Raw genomic sequence first — 18,328 nt, 5'->3', positions numbered from 1 at the left:
AAGGTGAAATTGGTTCCAGTCGGGCACCCTTACCAGAGTAGATCACCCTTCTCCAGAGTTTTGCAACAGCCACACCACTTATATAACAAGATTTAGTGATCACTAACCAATATGAAAGCTTGGACGGCACTTATACAACACATTAAGTAAGCACAGACCAACTACAAAATTTATGGTTAGAGGAATTGTCATTTTTATGATGACTGTCGTCACAGTTATTGCAACTCACCATATAATGGTCTTAGTTCATGAGTGGTCTCATAGTATGGTTGGCTGGTTGTTGGGCTATAAGGCACAACCATTCGATATTATTTATGGCGATTGGACTCTTTTTTACGCTGAAGAAGACATTAATTACGAACCAATATTTCGATTCTACCCTTGGAAAGCGTCTTTGATTGCAGTGGCAGCTTTAGTAACGAATGTCTTGTTGTATTTACTTTCACAAGTAGGATTACGTAAATTAGCTACCCAACGAAGACCGCTTTCAACCCAAGCCTTATTCTGGTTTGCCGTTTTTAATCTAGCCGAATTATACAGTTACATGCCGTTGAGAGCCTTTTCGTCTAACGGAGACGTCGGCCATTTTGAAACTGGTTTGAGCATTCCAGCTTGGGTTGGCTTCGTATTGGGTACCCCATTGGTTGCTTGGCAATTGGTCATATTGCTAACCAAAAGTTTGCCTATCACTTATAACTCATTGGAACTCACAAGTACAGGATCAAAGATTGCTTACAGTTACCTAACTACTTCAATTGTATTTGGTCTTTATGGTAGTGCTCCAATCTTCTATTACAGCTTGCTAGCCCCTCAAGCTAGGTGGTCGTTGTTTTCAGCAATAGTTTGGAGTTTTGTACTTTTTCTATTAACCCGTGATATACTTAAGAAGCGACCAACTACTTTTAATTCACTAACATAAGGTTAATTATACAACGAGTATGGGAAATGTACAAATATCTAACCCTCAGTTAGTTTGTACATTTCCCATACTCGTTGTATAACAAAAGTGGCTGTTGCAAAACTGTAGCCAGCACTCAACTAAATATCCTTACCAATGCTAGAATGGCTAGACTGAGTAAGGCCAAAATGGCGCGCCACCAACCGAAAAATATATTGAAAGGAAAGAAAGATGGAAAGAATTTTTTCTTGCTCATAGTCCTACCAAGTAAGATTTATGCGAATATAAGGCCTTCTTTTTAGTAAGAAAAACCTTGTGAAAGTCTGCTGTTCAAGCAGGTAACACTGCTCTGGCTATCCTAGATTAGATCCGCTGTCTTTTGCAACAGCCACTGCCATTATATTAATCCAGACCCGTCAAATACGAATTAAGGCGGTTCACCGAATACGTTTCCATATTTCATTCCAAGGATTGTCAATACCCTTTAGATACATACTATTGCCTTTTATCTGGATTGAAAACTTAGCTATCGTATCAATGTAGCGAGCCGTATTGGGATTGGCATACTCCACTCGTTCGCTATAGATACTATCGGTTAACGTGTACGTACCGCCATGATGAACGGTCGTTACATGGCTGACTGAGTCTGCTTGGGTAAGGCTCCAATGGCGATCCACAATGAGTTTAAGCCGATTCCCTGCTGAAACCTTACTGGTTGATTTGTCCACTAAGGCCCAAACGCCTATAATGTCTTTTGACAGGCTCGACCGAGGACGAACGGTTTTGGATTGGCTTAACACAGGTGTTGTCAAAACACAAAGCACTAGACCCGTAAATAATAGTTTTTTCATCAGGATGGGCAACAGGTAGATAAACTGATTCAGGATGGTAGTTCACGTTAAAACAGTAGTTTCTGAATTGCCTCGGCTACTTTCCCCGAGGAGGGGCGATCAGCGTTCGCCTGAACGATCCGGCCCTGTTGGTCGATGAGCAGGTAGCGGGGAATACCACTCAGCAGATAAGGTTTCCACAAAGAACCAGCCTGTTCAGTAGAGACTTGGTTTATATGAACGCCCTCAAATTGAGGATCCTCTTGCAACAGTTTTTTCCAGGCGGCCTGATTCTGATCGATCGACACATATAAAAATACGACGGCTGAATCGGCTGAAAATTGCTGTTGCAATTGCTTCGCCTGTGGAAATTCAGCCCGGCAGGGGCCACACCAGGTAGCCCACACATCGACATAAACGACTTTCCCTTTTAACGAACTCAGCGCCAGCGTATCCCCCATTGGTGTCACACCGTAGAAATCCGGTGCCGGTTGACCCGGTGCCAGCGTTGACCACTTATGATAGAGTTGAGCCAGGGTAGGAAAATAGACCGAGTGGGGGAAACTGGTTTTATAGCGGGCAAAAAGAACGTCCGTTTCCGGGGAAATCCCCACGAGCGTTAACCAAGCATGGACGTTCTTAGCCCTCAAATACTCTTTCTCGGCAGGCGTGAAGGTACCGGTTTGAATATACTGATCCACGAGCAATGACTTTTGCTCACTAGACATCTGTTGAAGACCCAATAGATTCGGTAATGTGTAGCTGACATATACATTCATCACCATCGCATATTCAGCCATTTTAGTCTGGATAAAATGGGGGCTAAAGGGGAGAGGTGGCCCAGCCACGTTCAGCGGATCAGCGGGTTGGTTTGGTTGTGGATGAGTCATTGCGTAATTCTGCTGCATAAACGCTAAATTGGCCTGGTTGCGGCCAGATAGCACTTCTTTTAGCGAGTCGGCTAAGGTAAGCTTCGCTAAAAACGTTTGATCGAGTTGCGCATAAAGTCCCTTGGTTGCTTTCAGATGGGTCACAAACTCAGCCGCCGATAACTCAAAATAGAATTTACCGGCTGACTGCTCAACTCGCATCCGAATGGCATTGGCTTTTGTCAGATACGTATTGGCGGATGCACTGTGCCCCTCAAATCGAACCGATGGCTGGCGACTAAGAGTGTCAAGATAAAGCTGCAAATCATACCCCGGTTCAAGGAAGAGGGGTATAAAAACACCATCAATCTCCAGGGACGCAAACTGAGATTGCGGAATGATGACACCCAGAATGGTCTGGTTAGTCGCTCGGTGCAGGACATGACCAATTGACATAGACTCCATCGAAATCATGTCGACCGAGGTTAGATTAATTTTCGACGCGGTCAGAAACGATCGATGGAGGGTTATTTTCAGGGTGTCAGCTCCTTGACAACTAGTCAAACTAAACCCAAAAAAAAAGAAAAGCGGATAGGTAAAGTATCTCAGTGTAGTCATGATGAATTGGTTAGTGAGAATGGAGTCCTCGAAAGAAAGCGTCATTCCCATTGAGTTCCGTACCGCTGATTTGTTTACCGGTCGAGTGAAGATTGATCTAATTGGTCAAGGGCCGCTTGATAAGGTTGGCTGGCTAAGCCTCGTTTTTTAGCTTCCGTCAGGGCCTTTTTCTGAATCAGGATAGCTTGCCCTACCTGATCCGTTTTGGCTAATAAACCCGCATATGTGCTTAAAAAATCAGGGTGTGGGGTTAAGTCAACAGCCCTTTTGGACCAATTGATGGCTTCGAGTAAATCATCCCGATTTGTCGCATAGGTTAAATACATGCGTGCCATATCACTTAAATCAAGCGAGATATAATAGGCTTGCGTATCGGTCCGATCGGTTAGATAATGCGCATATTGCTGCTTTCGGATTGAATCAGGTAAGGGCGCTATCTCCGATAAGTAGCGGGAGAAATTCAGCGAATCTACTTTTCGAGACGACTCGTCAGGTAGCGTTAAGAGGTACGTTAAATAGGGTCTGATCGCCAATTTATACGGCGAAAATTTGGCTGTCCGTTTATAAAAATTGATCGTTTCGTTGCGAATTATTTGGGTTTCTCGTTCAGGGGTAATCCTTTCCAGTAACTTGGTAAATTGACGCTTTCGGTGAAGAATAATCCGAAATAAATCATCATTTTTTCGCTCGATGGCCTCCTGTAGATCATAGCCTAGTGCTGTTGAAAAGCTAGCGATGAGCTGACTGTTTCGGTCTAAATCAATGGGTTGCTTTCCCTGGCTCCGCAAATAGGTTTGTAACAAATCATACGTTTGAGAATGGGACGTCGATAGCATCTGGGTCATTAAGGTTAGGTTGGGTGGAGCATACACGCGATCACAGGGAAGCGTCGCGGCATAGGCGTCAATAACATCGGCCCCATTAAGGTCTACTTTGCGCAAGGCCTGTAAATAGGCATATAGAAAGGAAGCCTGTCGATTACTCTGTTTGTAGCGGGCGGCAAATTGCGTTAAAGAGAGTCCCGGCTGACGCACCTGTAGAGCGGCATCGAGTTGACTCAATAACGTAGTGATCGTAGTATAGCCTACCGTTTTCTGTCGCAGGGTACCATCCTGATTTAGAAATACCAATGTCGGATAGGCTGTTACATGATACTTTCTGGCGATGGATTCCCCTTCTCCTTTTTCGGCATCAATTTTATAAGCAATAAAATGGTCATTTATCTTTCGAACAATGGATGGCGTACTGAACGCTTCTTTCTCCATTTTTTTGCAGGGAACACACCAGCTGGTTGATACATTAATAAAAACAGGCCTATTTCTCAGATTGGCCTGCGTCAAAATCTGACAAAAATTTCCCGAATGAAAGTGAACCTTAGGCTCATCCCCTACTTGAATCAAACTCAGTAGACATGGGATTAGTAGGGCAGGAAACATCGCCATAGAAGAACGCTTTACGGATTGAACATGAAGACCCTATTCTACTTTTCCTAGTTGGAATCAGGATGTTAATAAAAAAACTGTACTTAGCCAACCTATACTAGGGTACGAACTTATTGGCCTAGAACGATAGCGATTAGGTAGGTAATAAGTACATACGAGACAGTTCCTTTCTTTTCGTCGGGCTGTTGTCACGTGTGATACTTCTGGTTGAACACATGCCGGGTACCTTCAGGCTATTAAGAGTAGATACCTAAACGTCTCGTTACTTCACTGGTAGGCTGAAGTGTGGTTCTTTGCTCACAATTGATACACTCAATCTACGGATATTTTCTTACCATAATGAAGGGCTTTCTTCTTCGCTTCCCTACTCGCAGCTAATGAAAATACCGGCCTGTAAAGCGGGTCAAGCACCGCTTTACAGGCCTCTTACACCTATTTTTACGGCAACCTAGTTGAATCAACAAACCTACCCGCGCAGGGTCGTTTACCCATGAAGTACAGAAAAGAAAAAATGAGCAATGAGTTTACCAAACACCTATTCGATTTTAAGGGTAAGCGTACCCCCTTTCATATGGTGGTGCATAACTTTACGGACAGCGACAAGGGGGGGCCTCATTGTCACCCCTTCCGGTTCACGACTCATATTTTGAAAGGCGGCTATACGGAGCGGGTTTATCAACTAACTGAAAAAGGGAATTGGCAGTATGCCGATGTGTTTCGGGCGCCAGGTACAACCCACGTGGTCGAAGCGGACTGCATTCACGAATTAATCCACTTACCCAATGACGAGTGCTGGACGGTGATGATTCCAGAAGAGAAAGTACGGGAACCCAGGTTTTGGCGATTTACCCTGGATGGTGCTTTTTCAAGGGTCTGGAACAAGCGGAAATGGGTTAAACAGGCGTAATACAAGGAATATCATTCGATTCGGGGTTCATCGTGGAGATGTTGGAGGACTAACTAGTGGGCACGTCCGATCCCGGCGGGAACCGCTGGGTCGGCATGCTGATTGCGGGACCGGCGGCCGTAGTAGATTCGAGCCTTGGTTGTTTTACCTCGATAAAAACGAATTGTCCTGTAGCGGGGTAGCTATTTCCAGTAATTACAGTAGTTGCTTTGACCGTATGAATACGTTCGTAATGAAACCTACCTGATTCGTAGCGCTTCGGTCTTTTCGCCCCCAAACGTGAATACCTGTTTGACTACTCTGCCCGAATCATCGTTAATAAAGTCAACCGTGGCCGGGGTGGATTTGAGAAAGAATTTCGTTTTAGTTTCGGGAAATAGCTCCCATTTAAAGAAGCCTTTTATTGTTTGAAAGAGACGGTTGCCTTCTCGGGTAATAGAAAAAATAACCGTAGGAAAGGCTAAGAACTCGGTAGCCTCATAGTCGCCTACGTACGTATCCAGAATGGATTCTTGCACACTGACGGTTAGCTTTGTGGTAGGCTGATAAAATCCCTTCCAGTTATATACCCGGGCAACGCTGTTGACGATTTCGGGTAGGATGTCCCCATTATCGGAGTTGACCATGATAACCACCCCGTTGCCACTATTCAGGCTACCGTAATAAGTCGCTCGAAAGCCAGCATCTGATCCATCGTGAGTAAAGTACCTTTCCGCTCCCTTTTGCTTGATAAACACCCCCAAGGCCGCGGAACTATCTACGTAAGGCGTCAGGCGTAATCGAGTCGTTTGTTGAGACAGCACTTTACTCGATTTACCCTGATAGGCCAATTGCGTTTCGATGATGTAGCGACCCAAATCCGTCGGGGTTGTCCACAGTCCGGCAGCGGCTTGTTCGGGGTAGATATGATACTTCCCCAACACTTCGTTCCCTGTGTTGTCATAACCCGTTGCCAGAAGGGTATTTTGAGCAGGTGGTTGCTTATACGAACTATGAATCATACCCATTGGCTTAAGGACCCGCTCCCACATATACTCCTCATACGGCTGGTGGGTTACATCCATGAGCAACACCTGGGAAATAGTGGTTCCGCCCCCGGAATAATCAAAGATTAAACCCGGTGCAAGGTGCGACCGAACCGCTTTGGTATTGGCGGGTAGTTGTCCATCGAGGATCTGCTTTAGGGTGGGTATAGGGTCGTGGGAAGCGTAGCCGGGAAAACCATGAACCGTCAAACCAGCGGTGTGGCTTAGCAGATGAGCCACACTGATTTTTTTGCCTTTGGCGACTGAGTCATAAGGAAATTGCCAGCTTGTCAGGTATTGGTTTATGTCGGCATACAAGTCAATCCGTTTATCCTGTACTAGCCTCAACACCCCTACGCTATTGAGTGATTTGCTAATGGAACCTGCTTGAAAACGGGTTCCATGCGTGACGGGACGATGGGAGGAAGTATCGGCCCATCCATAGGCTTTAACCCATTCAATCTGGTAATTATGGATAACGGCTATACTTAGTCCCGGCACGTCAAAATACGTCATCCGTTGCTGTAAGTTCCCGTCTTTATCGTCGGGCGTGCGGATATCTCCAGCCAGGTGATTCTCCACTTGGTTGATCTTGGCCAGCACTGTTTTAGAATAGGTCACGGGCTGGGCAAACGTAACGGGATGAACCAGCAGGAAAAAGGCAGTGACCAGTAGCTTGTGCATGGGTATAATGGATGAGTTCCACAAAGCAACAAAAGCGGCGGGTTAAAACGATTGACAAAAGTCAACAAATCACGTTTTGGCTTTTAGGCGACTGAGTGTTTCCGGAGAGATGCCCATGTAATCCGCCACGATTTTAGCTGGAAGCTGTTGAATTAGGGCTGGATTGGCTTGCCGAAAGTAGTCATAGCGGGCTTTGGCATTCATCGTGATTAAGCTTTCAAGCCGTTGAATCGATGCGATATAATCTAATTCGAGTCGAATACGCTCCATTGTTTCCCAACCTGGCACGTGTTGGAAGAGCAGCTGGCGATCGGCATAGCTCAGGGTAAGCACTTCAGCCGCACTCAGGCTCTGGATCGATGCTACCGAGGGTTGGTTTAAAATGAAACTAGGGAGTGCGGTGCCCATTTGCCCCTCCACGATCAGATAACGAGTGGACTCACTGCCATCCTCATTGGTGAGAAATATCCGCAGACACCCTTTACAGACAAAATACAGATGCCTGGCAATGGCTCCTTTCTCGACTAGTAATTCATTGCGTTTGGTCAGGCGTAGGGTAAAGTGATTATTCACTAGTTCTTCCTGTTGATTTGAAAGGCATATCTTGCCCTCCAGATATTTTTTTAACGCTGGGTGCATAGCGAAGAGGGATGACAGTACAAACACTAACAAATTGCTCCATTTCCGATGCAAAGTATCAACTTATCTTATTGATAAAGCTAAAGATCATAGAAGTCTATATGGACACTGGCCTTGGTTCGCTACCTGATCAAATTGGTTTGGCCATGCATCGAGTCTCAACCCCCCTTTCCCATTGGCGCAAATACCCATGGTGCTAGGAACAAGTCTGCTTTATCTTTGTTCGACACTACTCTACTAGCAAACAACTGGACTTGCAACAAAACACTGGACAAATCTCTTAGCCACATTTTGATATTGCCTGTTATAATAGTCGAAAGGGGAAAGATAGCCTAATCCTGAGTGCCTTCGTTGACGCAGGGTGGCCTGTGCCATTGTACCGCACGGGCGACCCCGCAAATCTCTATCTACTCGAAGACTGCCTGTTTAGCCATAGTTTGAGTTTGGAACTCCTGCTGATACGCCAACTCCGACTTGAGGCTTCTAAAAAAACTCTCCGCTACAGCATTATCCCATCGGACCGATTTCTATGATTCAAGCAACAACGGGGGAATAAAAATCTTTATATTTTTCCTTCCGATGGACGCAAGCACATACTCGATGAATCAGCTTATTACAGACGTTGTTAATGACCAACATTTCGTTCTTGCCTTCGGCCGTTTTTCGTGTGTAGTAAGCTTTAAGTTCCTGTAGCTCGCGGATTTTGTTTTAGAGCTCGAATTTACCTTGTTTCTAAGGCCATCTATCCCTTAAAATTTCTTGGAAATTATCGATCGGGCAAAACCAAACAAAAAGGCGGTATGACCGCTGTCAGCAAATTTCCAACCCTTGATCAAACCGGTCAACTAGTAGAATTTCAACCGTTGTTGACCTGTCCTTGGTAGTCAATAGTGTTGCACAATCGGATAATTTCCGGACGGGTCACCGACTATTTTCGTCCAGTAAAAGGTGCGATTCTTTTTAGAAAACAGGTCTCAATTTATTAATAACTGTCAAACATATTCTATAGCATACACCTTGCTGCTGTACTGGGCGTAATAATCCCAAGGGTTGGTGACCCAGTAGCTGACTATCTACTACCGATGGTGTTCATTGACCTCCTGTTTTAGAATCCTCAAAAGAGATGTCAATTTTCTAAGCAACTTTTTCCCCTGACAACCGCTTTGACTACAACCCCGGTGGATTTGGCTAATTCATTTTGTCTATGGCTTTAGACCTTTGTAGCAACTAAACAACGAAAAGCCATGAAAATTATCGTAACCGGTTCATTAGGCAACATCAGTAGACCATTAGCCCAGGAGCTAGTCCAAAAAGGACACACCGTGACGGTGGTCAGCAGCCGTGCCGACAGAAAACAAGAGATCGAAGCCCTTGGCGCTAAGCCAGCCATCGGCTCCTTTGCAATGGGTCATCATATCGGATGAGCAGATGCAAAGTGGCCTGGAGTCGGCGGGGCTGTCATCACTCATCGCCAAGGGTTTGGTGGACATGTATGCCAGCCAGCATAAGGGGAATTTGTCGGCGGACTATGAAAAGCATCGGCCGGTGGTAATGGGCAAGGTAAAAATGACGGATTTTGCCCGCGAATTTGCTACTGCTTATCACCCGCATTAATTACCTTGGACTATGATACATGCAAAACCGCACCGGTTTAACACCATCAGTGACTTTCATCACTTTCGGGGACTAGCCCGGCCCCAGCACCCCCTGATCAGCCTGGTCAATGCCGAAGATGTAAAGCTTTCAGGCAATAGGGTACCCACAGCCATGGTGTTTGATTTTTATTCGATAGCCCTCAAGAAGAACGTTAACGCCAAGCTTAAATACGGGCAAACCACATATGATTTCGATGACGGCGTGCTGACGTTTATGGCGCCGGGCCAGGTCCTTAGCGTAGAGCTGGAAGAAGGTCAGGAACTGACCCAATCGGGATGGCTGTTGTTCATCCATCCCGATTTCCTCTGGGGCACTCCGCTGGCTAAAAAGCTCAAGAGCTACGCGTTCTTTAACTACGCCGTCCATGAAGCCTTGTTCCTCTCGAATAAAGAAGAAGCGATCATCGGAAGCATCATCAATATTATTGATCAGGAATATCGGTCCACGATCGATAAGTTTAGTCAGGAACTCATCGCCAGTCAATTGGATGCCTTACTGACGTACGCCGAGCGCTTTTACGAGCGGCAGTTTATTACCCGAAACATTCAGAGTCATCAGTTGTTAGACCGGTTGGAGGAAATTCTGGCTGCCCAGTTTGATAGTGATCGGTTGATAGAAACCGGTTTGCCGCCTGTGGGTGATCTGGCATCCGCCTTACATATCTCCTCCAATTACTTAAGCAGCTTATTACGCACCCTGACGGGCCTGAATGCTCAGCAGCATATTCACGAACGGTTAATTGAAAAAGCGAAAGAAAAACTTTCGACCACCAATCTATCGGTCAGCGAAGTAGGCTATAGCCTGGGTTTTGAACATCCCCAGTCGTTCAACAAGTTCTTTAAGGCCAAGACCCGACTCTCACCGCTGAAGTTCCGGCAATCATTCAATTAACCCGGCTACAAAGAGACTATTGAACAAGATTAGTAAAAGAAAAGGCATAGGTTTGCCTGCTCCTGTCTTCATGGGATCGGTACAATCATTCGATTCTAGAACAAGTCCACCCAATCACCGTTCGTTTAAACGTCCCATTCAGGCTGAGACTGGTCAGGATGGGAAAGAGGAGTGAAACTGGATTTTTATTCCCTGGCTTCGGCCCGCGGTGGCCGGTGCGGTACCACTCCGATTCCAACTGACTGTACCTAAAGAATCACACTGAGTCAAAAAGCCGAGCCAGCAGAAGCTGGCTCGGCTTTTTGACTCAGTTTAGTGTATCGAACGAATCACCCCACCCGATTTTATCTTTAATAAGTATCAAGCATAATCCGTCGCGTACGGGATATGGCCACTTGGCTACCGTCCTCCTGTACACCGCAAAGTTATTGCGTGCCGGTGTCTGGCTTGTTGACAGATTCCGTAACCTGAATTGACTTTTCGCGTAAGGCGTTAAAAAGGCACGGAAATGAACCTCTTTCGGTAGCTGGATACCTCTGGTAACTCAGGCGCTTAAGTAGATGGTAATGAGGTATTTATTCGCAAGGTATTCTAAAATAGACAGTTACCCAATCGCCAATTTACCTAATCTACACAAGTACTTGTCACAGCTATTACGACGCCCGGCGGAACATACCGGGTGTCTGGCCGGTCCAGCGACGAAACGCCCGAATAAACACGCTCGGCTCGGCGAAACCCAGCAGTAACGCGATGTCTTTGATGCTGAGGATATGGTCGCGCAGGTGGCGTTCAGCCAGCTCACGGCGTACCTCGTCGAGCAGTTGCTGGTAGCTGTAGCCGTCTTGATGCAGTTGCCGTTGGAGGATGCGCGGGCTAAGGCTCAGAGCCTCGGCCACGGCTTCCAGACTGGGTTCGGATTGGACCAACAAGCGCAACAACTCGTGGCGTACGCGGTCGGCAAGAGCGGGTAGCTCGTTTAGGCGAGCCAGCAAGGCAGCGGCATGCGGCTCCAGCAGCGCCAGTAGTTGCGGGTCGGCGGTGGGGATGGGTAGCGCTAACACGGTAGCTGGCAGGCGCAGGGCCGAATAGGGGGTGCCAAACTGCACCGAGGCAGGCGCAAAAACACGAACGTGCTCGCGAGTATCAGCCGGAGCGGGGTAGGCCAGGTGTACCGCTTGGGGGGCGAGGGACTGGCCACTCAGCAGCCGTAACATATGCAGATAAATGGCTAGCTCGGAGTTGAGCACAAAGTGCGGGTACACGATAGTAGGACTGGTTATATCGACGACCAGTTCCACACTGTCTCCCAGATGCCGCAGGCTGATGCGCGTTCCGTTGCAAATGATGTCCTGATAGCGGCACAATTTGTGAATGGCCACACCCAGTGTAGGGCAATGCATAAGTATGTACGCCAGCACGCCGTAGCTGCTGTGGTGGACATGTTGGGCCATGTGCAGGTCGAGGTGCGGGTCGCCGGAGGCCTGTACAGCGAGGCTCCACAGGCGTTGCATGGTCGCCATGGGTACCCGACCGTCGGGGTCTTCCAATTGGACAATATCCAAAGCAACTGCCTGGCTCAAAGCCCCGGCATCGGCCCCGCATTGCGTGACGGCATAGAGCAGCCCTTTTACGGAAGCGGAAGAAATGGTAGCGTCGGTAGGCATTTGTTTACATGAATTTGTCTAAGGCCAATAGCATCTGGTAGTTGGTTCGTTGCCTATCAGGCAACCGCTAATTCAGTATTTGGCTTCGTCTGAGCGGCTGCCTCACTCAGGTGGGTGTTGGCAAAACCCGTCGTGTATTTCAATCCGGCTCCTATTATTCTATCCATTGAGGAGTGGCCAAAGAGCAGTATACCCGCCAACGTCAACTCATTGTTTTGTAGCACTAACCCAGCCACGCCAACAGCAATTGCCAATGCTTTGTGGTGGACCAGGTCGTAGCTAAAAGCGCCGACTTTGGCATTTGGCAAGTTGCTCTGCCTCTTTTTGTTTGCCATCGAAGATCAACTGCCGAATTTTGGGCAGGGTAACCAACGCATCCGGGTTATCGTTCCGATTAGGACTGCCCGACCATACAGTGTGTTCATCAAGCTGAATGGTTTCCTTTCCTACGTTTCCATAGACCATTGCGCCCAGTCGACCATTACCAATGGGTAGGGCATTTTCTCAGACGGCATTGGCAGGTTTGTTATACCAAAGTTTTAATGCTGACTTGGTTTGCGAAAAACCGGCCAGAGATTGGGACAGAAAAAAAGGCAGACCAGTAATCTCATAATCGAATTGGCGTATTGTAAGAACCTATACCTTATAGAAGAAGTAAGAGGATCAATTTCTAATCCTCTTACTTCTTTTGCTACATTAAATTCTAATCCTTAATAGCCAGGATTTTGTGGAAAAGCAGGCCCGTCTGTAACCCGGTCGATTTGCGATTGCGGGATCGGTCTGAGCAAATTAAAATCCTGCACGTAGGGAGCCGCTTCCGGGTTCCAGGCTTTCACCCGACGAACCAGCGAACGGGTCCGAACCAGATCATTCCATCGTTGCCATTCGCCGAAGAATTCCCGACTGCGCTCATCCAGGATAAAGTCTACGGTTACGTCAGCAGGCGTGATAGTTATGGCTATTACAGCCGCTGCATTCTGAACGGCTGTGTTGGTTTTTCGGAATGCTGCCCGCTGTCTCACCACATTTATCAGCGCAGCTGCCTTGGTGGCGTCTCCTGCCTTCAGGTAGGCTTCGGCCCCCGTCATGTACACGTCCGAGAAACGGTATAATACAGCCGGACGGGTCGATGGGTCATTGAAGTTAGCGCCCCGACTGGGATCCATAAACTTTTTCAAAGCAGGAAAAATCCCGTTGTTCCACAAGCTGGGTGGAACAACAATTCCTTTAAACGGTCTCGTGCCAACAAACTGTGGGGCACCAGCTACTTCGAAGTCTGGTAACCAAACGGCTGTATCAGCACCCACAACCGTCGTGTAGCCAATACCCCGCATGTTGTTAGCGGTATTGGCCGCATTTGTTACAGCCGTATTGGCGATATAAACGGTGTAGAACGAATTGGCAAACCGAGAGTCGATGTCCCGTTTCACGAAAGCCTGATCCAGGAAATAGCTCCTGCCCGCATTATCGCCCGTCTTCAATTTATCACTGTTCGGGCGCATCCGAACATAGGGACGTCCATAATAAGAATCCCGGATCATACCCGATGTCCCGCTGTTTGTTAAAACACCTGAAGCATTTTTAACGGAGTTGATGCCGCTGTTGTTCGGATAATTCCAGTTAGTAAGCCAGGGAGTGAGGTTCTGAGCGGCCCCACCACCCGCGGCCCCACCCACCGTATAGTAACCATACTTAGGGTCGAGCACGTGGTCGCTGACAAACATCGTTTCTTTTCCATAGTCGTTGGCCGGTACAAAGGCATCGCCATAATCCTGCCATAAATCGAGGCCATACGATGATTTGTTGGCGATGATAGCGTCACAAAGCGTAGCGGCCTGTGTAAAATCAGCGGCCGTATTGTTTAGCCAGCCACGGGTTAGATACGCCTTCGCCAGTAGCAGTTGGGCCACGGGTTTGGTGGCCGCCTTACCCAGGAACGGAGCCGTAGGCTGATTAGGCAAGTCGGCAATGGCATCGGTCAAATCCTTAATGATCTGTTCATACACCTGAGCCACCGGCTGACGCGAATCTGCCTGAGAAGGAACGGTAATAAAGGTCGTATGCAGCGGAACATCGCCAAAGGTCTGCACCAGATAAAAGTACCAGAAGGCCCGTAAAAACTTGGCCTGTGCCAGATACTGTTTGCGGGTAGCATCGGGCAAATCAACCGTTTGTCCGTATTGAAGTACACCGTTCAGGGTGTTGATATCCTGAAAAGCTACGCCCCAAGCCGCACCAAAGTTACTCCCATTCAGGCCATTATACGTGTAAGGTGGCACGCCACCCGAACTGGCTCCCTGCAAAAACTCATCGGTGCCCGCCTGCATCTCCACGGTGAATCCTTCGGTACCCCAATCCGACCGGATATCGTTATAAACACCAGCTATCCCGCCCAGTACACCGGCCGGGCTATTGAAATACGTAGGAACAACTTGTGACTGCGGCTGCTCTACTAATAGTTTTTCACAGCCTGTGCTCAATAAAGAAATCAGACCAATAAGTAACCCAACTTTTATCGTTTTCATGATCGTGTTGACAATTAGAATTTAAGGTTTACGCCAAACGTGAATTGCCGTACGGGTGGGTTGTTCATATTTACGACAATTGCACGGGATGGAGTACCGGCACTACCTGCCCCTGTAGCTACTGTTGCTCCGTTGTCCCCAGCATTACCGGCGTAACCATTTCCCTCAGGGTCAATAGCCAGGTGGGCGCGAACCAACGGCGAATAAAGGATAAGCGGATTGGTGGCGTTGAGATAAACCCGGGCCGAATTCATCCCGATTTTTTTGAGAAACTGACCGGATAAGGTGTAGCCCAGGTTGATGCTTCTGATCTTGACGAACGAGCCATCGTAGTACCCAAGCGTCGATGCGAAATAAGCAACCGAGTTGCCCGCATCCGGTGCCGGGAAGGCATTCGTCGGGTTTGTTTCTGTCCAGTAATCGACTTTTACCTGGTTGACCCGAGCCTGATTGAAGAAGGGGAAACCACCTGCCCCGCCCGACGTTCCGGTGAGGTAAGGTACTACCACCTTCATACCCATACGCGCGAACGTAACAATGGACAAATCGAAGCCTTTATAGCTGAACCGGTTGGTTAAGCCACCTTCCCACTTGGGCTGGAAATTACCCAGAATCTGACGGTCGTTGGGGTCGATTTTACCGTCGCCATTGACGTCTTCAATCCGAATTTGACCCGGATATTGAACCGGTGACGTTTGTTTCGCCAGCGTACCATTTTCTTTATCGGCCGTCTGCCAGATACCAATTTTTTTGTAGTCGTAAATAACGCTCAGCGGTTGTCCGACGAACCAGCCAGCCCCTATGTTGGATTGCTCGGCGGGTGTGGTGAGTTGGGTGATTTTTTCCCGGTTGAAGAAGAAAACAACATCTGCACTCCAGTTAAACCCTTTTGGTTTTCGGATCGCGTCAATGGTCATCGAAACCTCCATCCCTTCGCCTTGTGTTTTCCCCAGGTTTTTTAGGGTAGAACCGGCTCCGTTACTGGCTGGCAGTGGCACGGACAAGAGAATGTCTTTTGTTTGCTGATTATAATAGTCGACGCTACCCGTAATCCGGTTGTTGAGTAAGCCAAAATCAACGCCGATGTCCAGTTGTGCTGTCGACTGCCAACCTAAATTGGTAGCGGGTAAACTGGTGACCGTATACGCCAACTGCTGACCGGCGGTACCCAGACCGAAATTGTAATAACCCGCCGACAAAGCGCCTAAGGTAGAATACGGGCTCACATTTCGGTTGCCCGATATACCAAATCCACCTCTGATCTTCAGCGTATTGACGGCTGCAATGTTCTTCATGAAACTTTCTTCGGCCAGGTTCCAGCCCAGGCCAACGGCCGGATAATTGAAATACTGGTGGCCCGGCGACAGCGTAGATGAGCCATCCCGTCGTAACGTAAGTGTCAGCAGGTACTTATTCGCATAGCTATAGTTTACCCGTCCCATGTAGGATACCAGTCCCTGTTCGGTAAAGTATTGCAAGGTCGGATCGGCCACCGGTGTACCACTGGCCAGCCCGAAGTTGGAACTGCTAATGTAATCGGCAGGCACACCGGTTATGCTGAAATTACTGCCCAATGCATGGTCTTTAACAACCTCAAACAAGCCTGTAAACCCGATTTTGTGCTTTTGAGCGATTGTTTTGTCGTAGTACAACAGGTGCTGCAAATCGCAATTCCAGGTTTCCGCATTGTTGATACTGGCGTTGGATGATGATTGCACTGTAGCCGTGTTCACATACGTCAACGGGCCACCGTAGTTATTGCCCCCGGCCTGGCTGTAGTTTAACCCTGCATTGAACCGATACCGTAGCCCGTCAATAATATTCACCTCGGCATAAATGCTGTTGAAGGTTCGGAGGTTTCTGGATTGGGCCAGTATGGAACTGCTTTTGGTGAGCAGCGTCAAGGGACTAATTGTAGCGGCATCAATCGAACCAATCGCAGGGGTCAGATTCAGGGTTCCATCCGCATTGTAAGGCGAAGCCAGCGGGGTTAGCCGTACTAAACCCGACGGAACGCCACCACCACCGGGCGTATTCGTATAGGTCAACGTATTCAACGTATTCAGCCCGACTTTTACCCGCCGGCCTATCCGCTGGTCGATGGTTGCCCGAATGTTGAACCGGCTAAAGTTTTGATTGGGAATAATGCCCTGTTCCCGGAAATAGCCAACATTCATACCATACGTCGTCGCTTCGGTTCCGCCCTGCAAGCCTAGCTGATGATTGGTGGTATAGCCTTTCCGGTAAATCAAATCCTGCCAGTCCGTAGAAACGCCGGCTGCCAGTGCATCCTTTTCCGCCTGGGTAAGTGGGTAAGATGTAGTGCCTGGGGCAGACCGGTTATAAGTAGTCGCATCTGCTTTAAATTGAGCATATTCGGCCCCGTTGTATACAGGATACTTACCCATGTTGGACGTAACGCTTTGATAACCGTCGTAGCTGATAACGGGCTTGCCGGTTTTCCCCCTCTTTGTTGTTACCAGAAGTACCCCACCAGCTCCCCGCGATCCATAGATGGCCGTGGCCGAAGCGTCTTTTAGGATTTCGATGTTGGCAATGTCGTCGGGGTTAAGGTCATTAAGCCCACTATAGGGTATGCCATCAACTACCACCAACGGACCATCCAGTGCGTCACTCGCTGACCCTCCACCACTGGTCAGCGTGCGGTTTCCTCTGATTCTAATTTGGCCCTGCGAACCCGGTGTAGAGCCATTACTAGTAATGGTAAGGCCGGCCGCCCGGCCTTTTAGCTGATTGACCACATTAGGAGCGGGTACTTCTCTCAGGGTCGTTTCGGTAACTGAAGCTACTGCCCCGGTGATATCCCGTTTATTCTGCGTACCGTATCCAACTACTACTACTTCGTTCAGCGTTTTATCGTCCGTAGTCAGGGTGATATTGAGAACCGTTCTGGTCCCAACCGCCACCTCTTGAGTAGCGTAGCCGATATAAGAAAAGACCAGCACCGCGTTGTCCGGCACGGAAAGCTTATAAGCACCATTAACATCCGTGCTTGTTCCACGTTGGGTAGATTTTATCTGAACGTTTGCGCCTGGTATGCCCTCTCCGTTTTCTGCGGTAACCCGACCTGCGATCTGCACATCCTGCGTTACCATGGTATTCTGTTCGCTGGAGGAGGTTTGCTGAGGCTGGGTAATGGGCGCAAGGTCTCTTTTAATGAGAATCTGCTGACCAACTACTTCGTAACTTAAATTGAGGGGTGTCAGAATATGAGCCAGGACCTCGGAAAGCTGTTCATTTTTAGCCTGATAGTTAATTTTTCGCTTCGATTGAATAATCTCTCGGCTGAATATAAATTGAACGTTTGCTTGTTTTTCAAGTCGTTTGAAAATTACCTCAACATCCTGATTTTGGGCGGAGAGACTAACGCGTCGGTTCAAGAGTTCCTGGGCTTTCCCATCGTGGGCGAAGCTTATACTGGCTAGAGTAAGGGCAAGTAAGAGTTGCAGGCTTGAAATTTTCATAATCCTGATCCAAACATTGCGATTGATAGAAAGGTGATGCATACATTTATGCGTTTTTGTTGTTTTTAGGAATAAAGTGATAAAACATGTGTTCCTTCTCAAATCGAGAAGCTAATGTGTGTATTTGACACATTTAGGGACATTCGAGCGATAGTGTTGGTAGCACTATCGCTTTTCTGTTAAAAAAGAGATAGT

Annotated in this window: 14 protein-coding genes and 2 pseudogenes; 5 read left to right on the top strand and 11 right to left on the bottom strand. The window is 47.8% G+C overall.

Annotated features, from left to right (window positions below; all coding sequences use genetic code 11):
* Positions 1–172: 172 nt before the first annotated feature.
* Positions 173–919: a hypothetical protein gene (locus ACFS25_RS08415; protein WP_381498597.1), complete on the top strand. Its 747-nt coding sequence runs from the start codon at positions 173–175 to the stop codon at positions 917–919.
* A gap of 416 nt (positions 920–1,335) precedes the next feature.
* Here ACFS25_RS08415 and ACFS25_RS08410 read toward each other — a convergent pair whose 3' ends face one another.
* From ACFS25_RS08410 to ACFS25_RS08400, 3 genes are all read right to left on the bottom strand, one after another.
* Positions 1,336–1,749 (bottom strand): hypothetical protein, encoded by a 414-nt coding sequence (locus ACFS25_RS08410; protein WP_381498594.1) that lies wholly within the window; start codon positions 1,747–1,749, stop codon positions 1,336–1,338.
* Positions 1,750–1,796: 47 nt separating this feature from the next.
* Complete coding sequence (locus ACFS25_RS08405; protein ID WP_381498591.1) at positions 1,797–3,215, bottom strand: TlpA family protein disulfide reductase; 1,419 nt, start codon at positions 3,213–3,215, stop codon at positions 1,797–1,799.
* A gap of 74 nt (positions 3,216–3,289) precedes the next feature.
* Positions 3,290–4,651 carry a thioredoxin family protein gene (locus ACFS25_RS08400; protein ID WP_381500814.1) on the bottom strand — a complete coding sequence of 454 codons (1,362 nt, stop codon included), beginning with the start codon at positions 4,649–4,651 and terminating at the stop codon, positions 3,290–3,292.
* A gap of 496 nt (positions 4,652–5,147) precedes the next feature.
* Here ACFS25_RS08400 and ACFS25_RS08395 point away from each other — a divergent pair, with 496 nt between their 5' ends.
* Positions 5,148–5,564, top strand: a complete 417-nt coding sequence (locus tag ACFS25_RS08395; protein WP_381498588.1) for a hypothetical protein — start codon at positions 5,148–5,150, stop codon at positions 5,562–5,564.
* Positions 5,565–5,803: 239 nt separating this feature from the next.
* Here the strand turns inward: ACFS25_RS08395 and ACFS25_RS08390 are convergent, their stop codons facing one another.
* From ACFS25_RS08390 to ACFS25_RS08380, 3 genes and pseudogenes are all read right to left on the bottom strand, one after another.
* On the bottom strand, positions 5,804–7,273 hold the full coding sequence (locus ACFS25_RS08390) for a serine hydrolase (protein ID WP_381498586.1): 1,470 nt from the start codon (positions 7,271–7,273) through the stop codon (positions 5,804–5,806).
* 69 nt (positions 7,274–7,342) lie between these two features.
* Positions 7,343–7,912, bottom strand: a complete 570-nt coding sequence (locus ACFS25_RS08385) for a Crp/Fnr family transcriptional regulator (RefSeq protein WP_381498583.1) — start codon at positions 7,910–7,912, stop codon at positions 7,343–7,345.
* A gap of 407 nt (positions 7,913–8,319) precedes the next feature.
* Positions 8,320–8,397: pseudogene (locus ACFS25_RS08380) on the bottom strand (hypothetical protein); the annotation flags it as partial.
* A 759-nt stretch (positions 8,398–9,156) separates the two neighbouring features.
* Here ACFS25_RS08380 and ACFS25_RS08375 point away from each other — a divergent pair.
* Genes ACFS25_RS08375 through ACFS25_RS08365 form a run of 3 tightly spaced genes read left to right on the top strand, consistent with a single transcriptional unit; the run spans position 9,157 to position 10,459 of the window.
* Complete coding sequence (locus tag ACFS25_RS08375; protein ID WP_381498580.1) at positions 9,157–9,336, top strand: hypothetical protein; 180 nt, start codon at positions 9,157–9,159, stop codon at positions 9,334–9,336.
* Positions 9,311–9,526 (top strand): hypothetical protein, encoded by a 216-nt coding sequence (locus tag ACFS25_RS08370; RefSeq protein WP_381498577.1) that lies wholly within the window; start codon positions 9,311–9,313, stop codon positions 9,524–9,526. Before ACFS25_RS08375 ends, ACFS25_RS08370 begins: the two co-directional genes overlap by 26 nt.
* A 12-nt stretch (positions 9,527–9,538) precedes the next feature.
* Positions 9,539–10,459 (top strand): helix-turn-helix domain-containing protein, encoded by a 921-nt coding sequence (locus tag ACFS25_RS08365; RefSeq protein ID WP_381498573.1) that lies wholly within the window; start codon positions 9,539–9,541, stop codon positions 10,457–10,459.
* 653 nt (positions 10,460–11,112) lie between these two features.
* Here the strand turns inward: ACFS25_RS08365 and ACFS25_RS08360 are convergent.
* The 5 genes and pseudogenes from ACFS25_RS08360 to ACFS25_RS08340 all read right to left on the bottom strand — a co-directional run bounded on the left by ACFS25_RS08360 (position 11,113) and on the right by ACFS25_RS08340 (position 18,133).
* Complete coding sequence (locus ACFS25_RS08360) at positions 11,113–12,123, bottom strand: AraC family transcriptional regulator (RefSeq protein WP_381498569.1); 1,011 nt, start codon at positions 12,121–12,123, stop codon at positions 11,113–11,115.
* A 56-nt stretch (positions 12,124–12,179) separates the two neighbouring features.
* A complete protein-coding gene (locus ACFS25_RS08355) occupies positions 12,180–12,458 on the bottom strand; it encodes a DUF4260 family protein (protein WP_381498566.1) in 279 nt (92 codons plus the stop codon).
* Positions 12,427–12,734: pseudogene (locus tag ACFS25_RS08350) on the bottom strand (glycoside hydrolase N-terminal domain-containing protein); the annotation flags it as partial. The pseudogene ACFS25_RS08350 and the gene ACFS25_RS08355, both read right to left, overlap by 32 nt.
* A 99-nt stretch (positions 12,735–12,833) precedes the next feature.
* Positions 12,834–14,648: a RagB/SusD family nutrient uptake outer membrane protein gene (locus ACFS25_RS08345; RefSeq protein ID WP_381498563.1), complete on the bottom strand. Its 1,815-nt coding sequence runs from the start codon at positions 14,646–14,648 to the stop codon at positions 12,834–12,836.
* A 14-nt stretch (positions 14,649–14,662) separates the two neighbouring features.
* Entirely contained in the window at positions 14,663–18,133 is a 3,471-nt protein-coding gene (locus tag ACFS25_RS08340) for a TonB-dependent receptor (RefSeq protein ID WP_381498560.1), read from the bottom strand.
* Positions 18,134–18,328 lie beyond the last annotated feature (195 nt).

Source organism: Spirosoma flavum, assembly GCF_042686045.1.
Taxonomy (GTDB): Bacteria; Bacteroidota; Bacteroidia; order Cytophagales; family Spirosomataceae; genus Spirosoma; species Spirosoma flavum.
This window is presented reverse-complemented; position numbering and strand designations above follow the sequence as displayed.

What these genes read in the sequence shown, in the direction of transcription:
- ACFS25_RS08390 (WP_381498586.1), bottom strand. Translation starts at nt 7,273, where the DNA reads ATGCACAAGCTACTGGTCACTGCCTTTTTCCTGCTGGTTCATCCCGTT.
- ACFS25_RS08345 (WP_381498563.1), bottom strand. Translation starts at nt 14,648, where the DNA reads ATGAAAACGATAAAAGTTGGGTTACTTATTGGTCTGATTTCTTTATTG.
- ACFS25_RS08385 (WP_381498583.1), bottom strand. Translation starts at nt 7,912, where the DNA reads ATGCACCCAGCGTTAAAAAAATATCTGGAGGGCAAGATATGCCTTTCA.
- ACFS25_RS08405 (WP_381498591.1), bottom strand. Translation starts at nt 3,215, where the DNA reads ATGACTACACTGAGATACTTTACCTATCCGCTTTTCTTTTTTTTTGGG.
- ACFS25_RS08415 (WP_381498597.1), top strand. Translation starts at nt 173, where the DNA reads ATGGTTAGAGGAATTGTCATTTTTATGATGACTGTCGTCACAGTTATT.
- ACFS25_RS08360 (WP_381498569.1), bottom strand. Translation starts at nt 12,123, where the DNA reads ATGCCTACCGACGCTACCATTTCTTCCGCTTCCGTAAAAGGGCTGCTC.
- ACFS25_RS08375 (WP_381498580.1), top strand. Translation starts at nt 9,157, where the DNA reads ATGAAAATTATCGTAACCGGTTCATTAGGCAACATCAGTAGACCATTA.
- ACFS25_RS08400 (WP_381500814.1), bottom strand. Translation starts at nt 4,651, where the DNA reads ATGTTTCCTGCCCTACTAATCCCATGTCTACTGAGTTTGATTCAAGTA.
- ACFS25_RS08355 (WP_381498566.1), bottom strand. Translation starts at nt 12,458, where the DNA reads ATGGCAAACAAAAAGAGGCAGAGCAACTTGCCAAATGCCAAAGTCGGC.
- ACFS25_RS08340 (WP_381498560.1), bottom strand. Translation starts at nt 18,133, where the DNA reads ATGAAAATTTCAAGCCTGCAACTCTTACTTGCCCTTACTCTAGCCAGT.
- ACFS25_RS08395 (WP_381498588.1), top strand. Translation starts at nt 5,148, where the DNA reads ATGAAGTACAGAAAAGAAAAAATGAGCAATGAGTTTACCAAACACCTA.
- ACFS25_RS08410 (WP_381498594.1), bottom strand. Translation starts at nt 1,749, where the DNA reads ATGAAAAAACTATTATTTACGGGTCTAGTGCTTTGTGTTTTGACAACA.
- ACFS25_RS08365 (WP_381498573.1), top strand. Translation starts at nt 9,539, where the DNA reads ATGATACATGCAAAACCGCACCGGTTTAACACCATCAGTGACTTTCAT.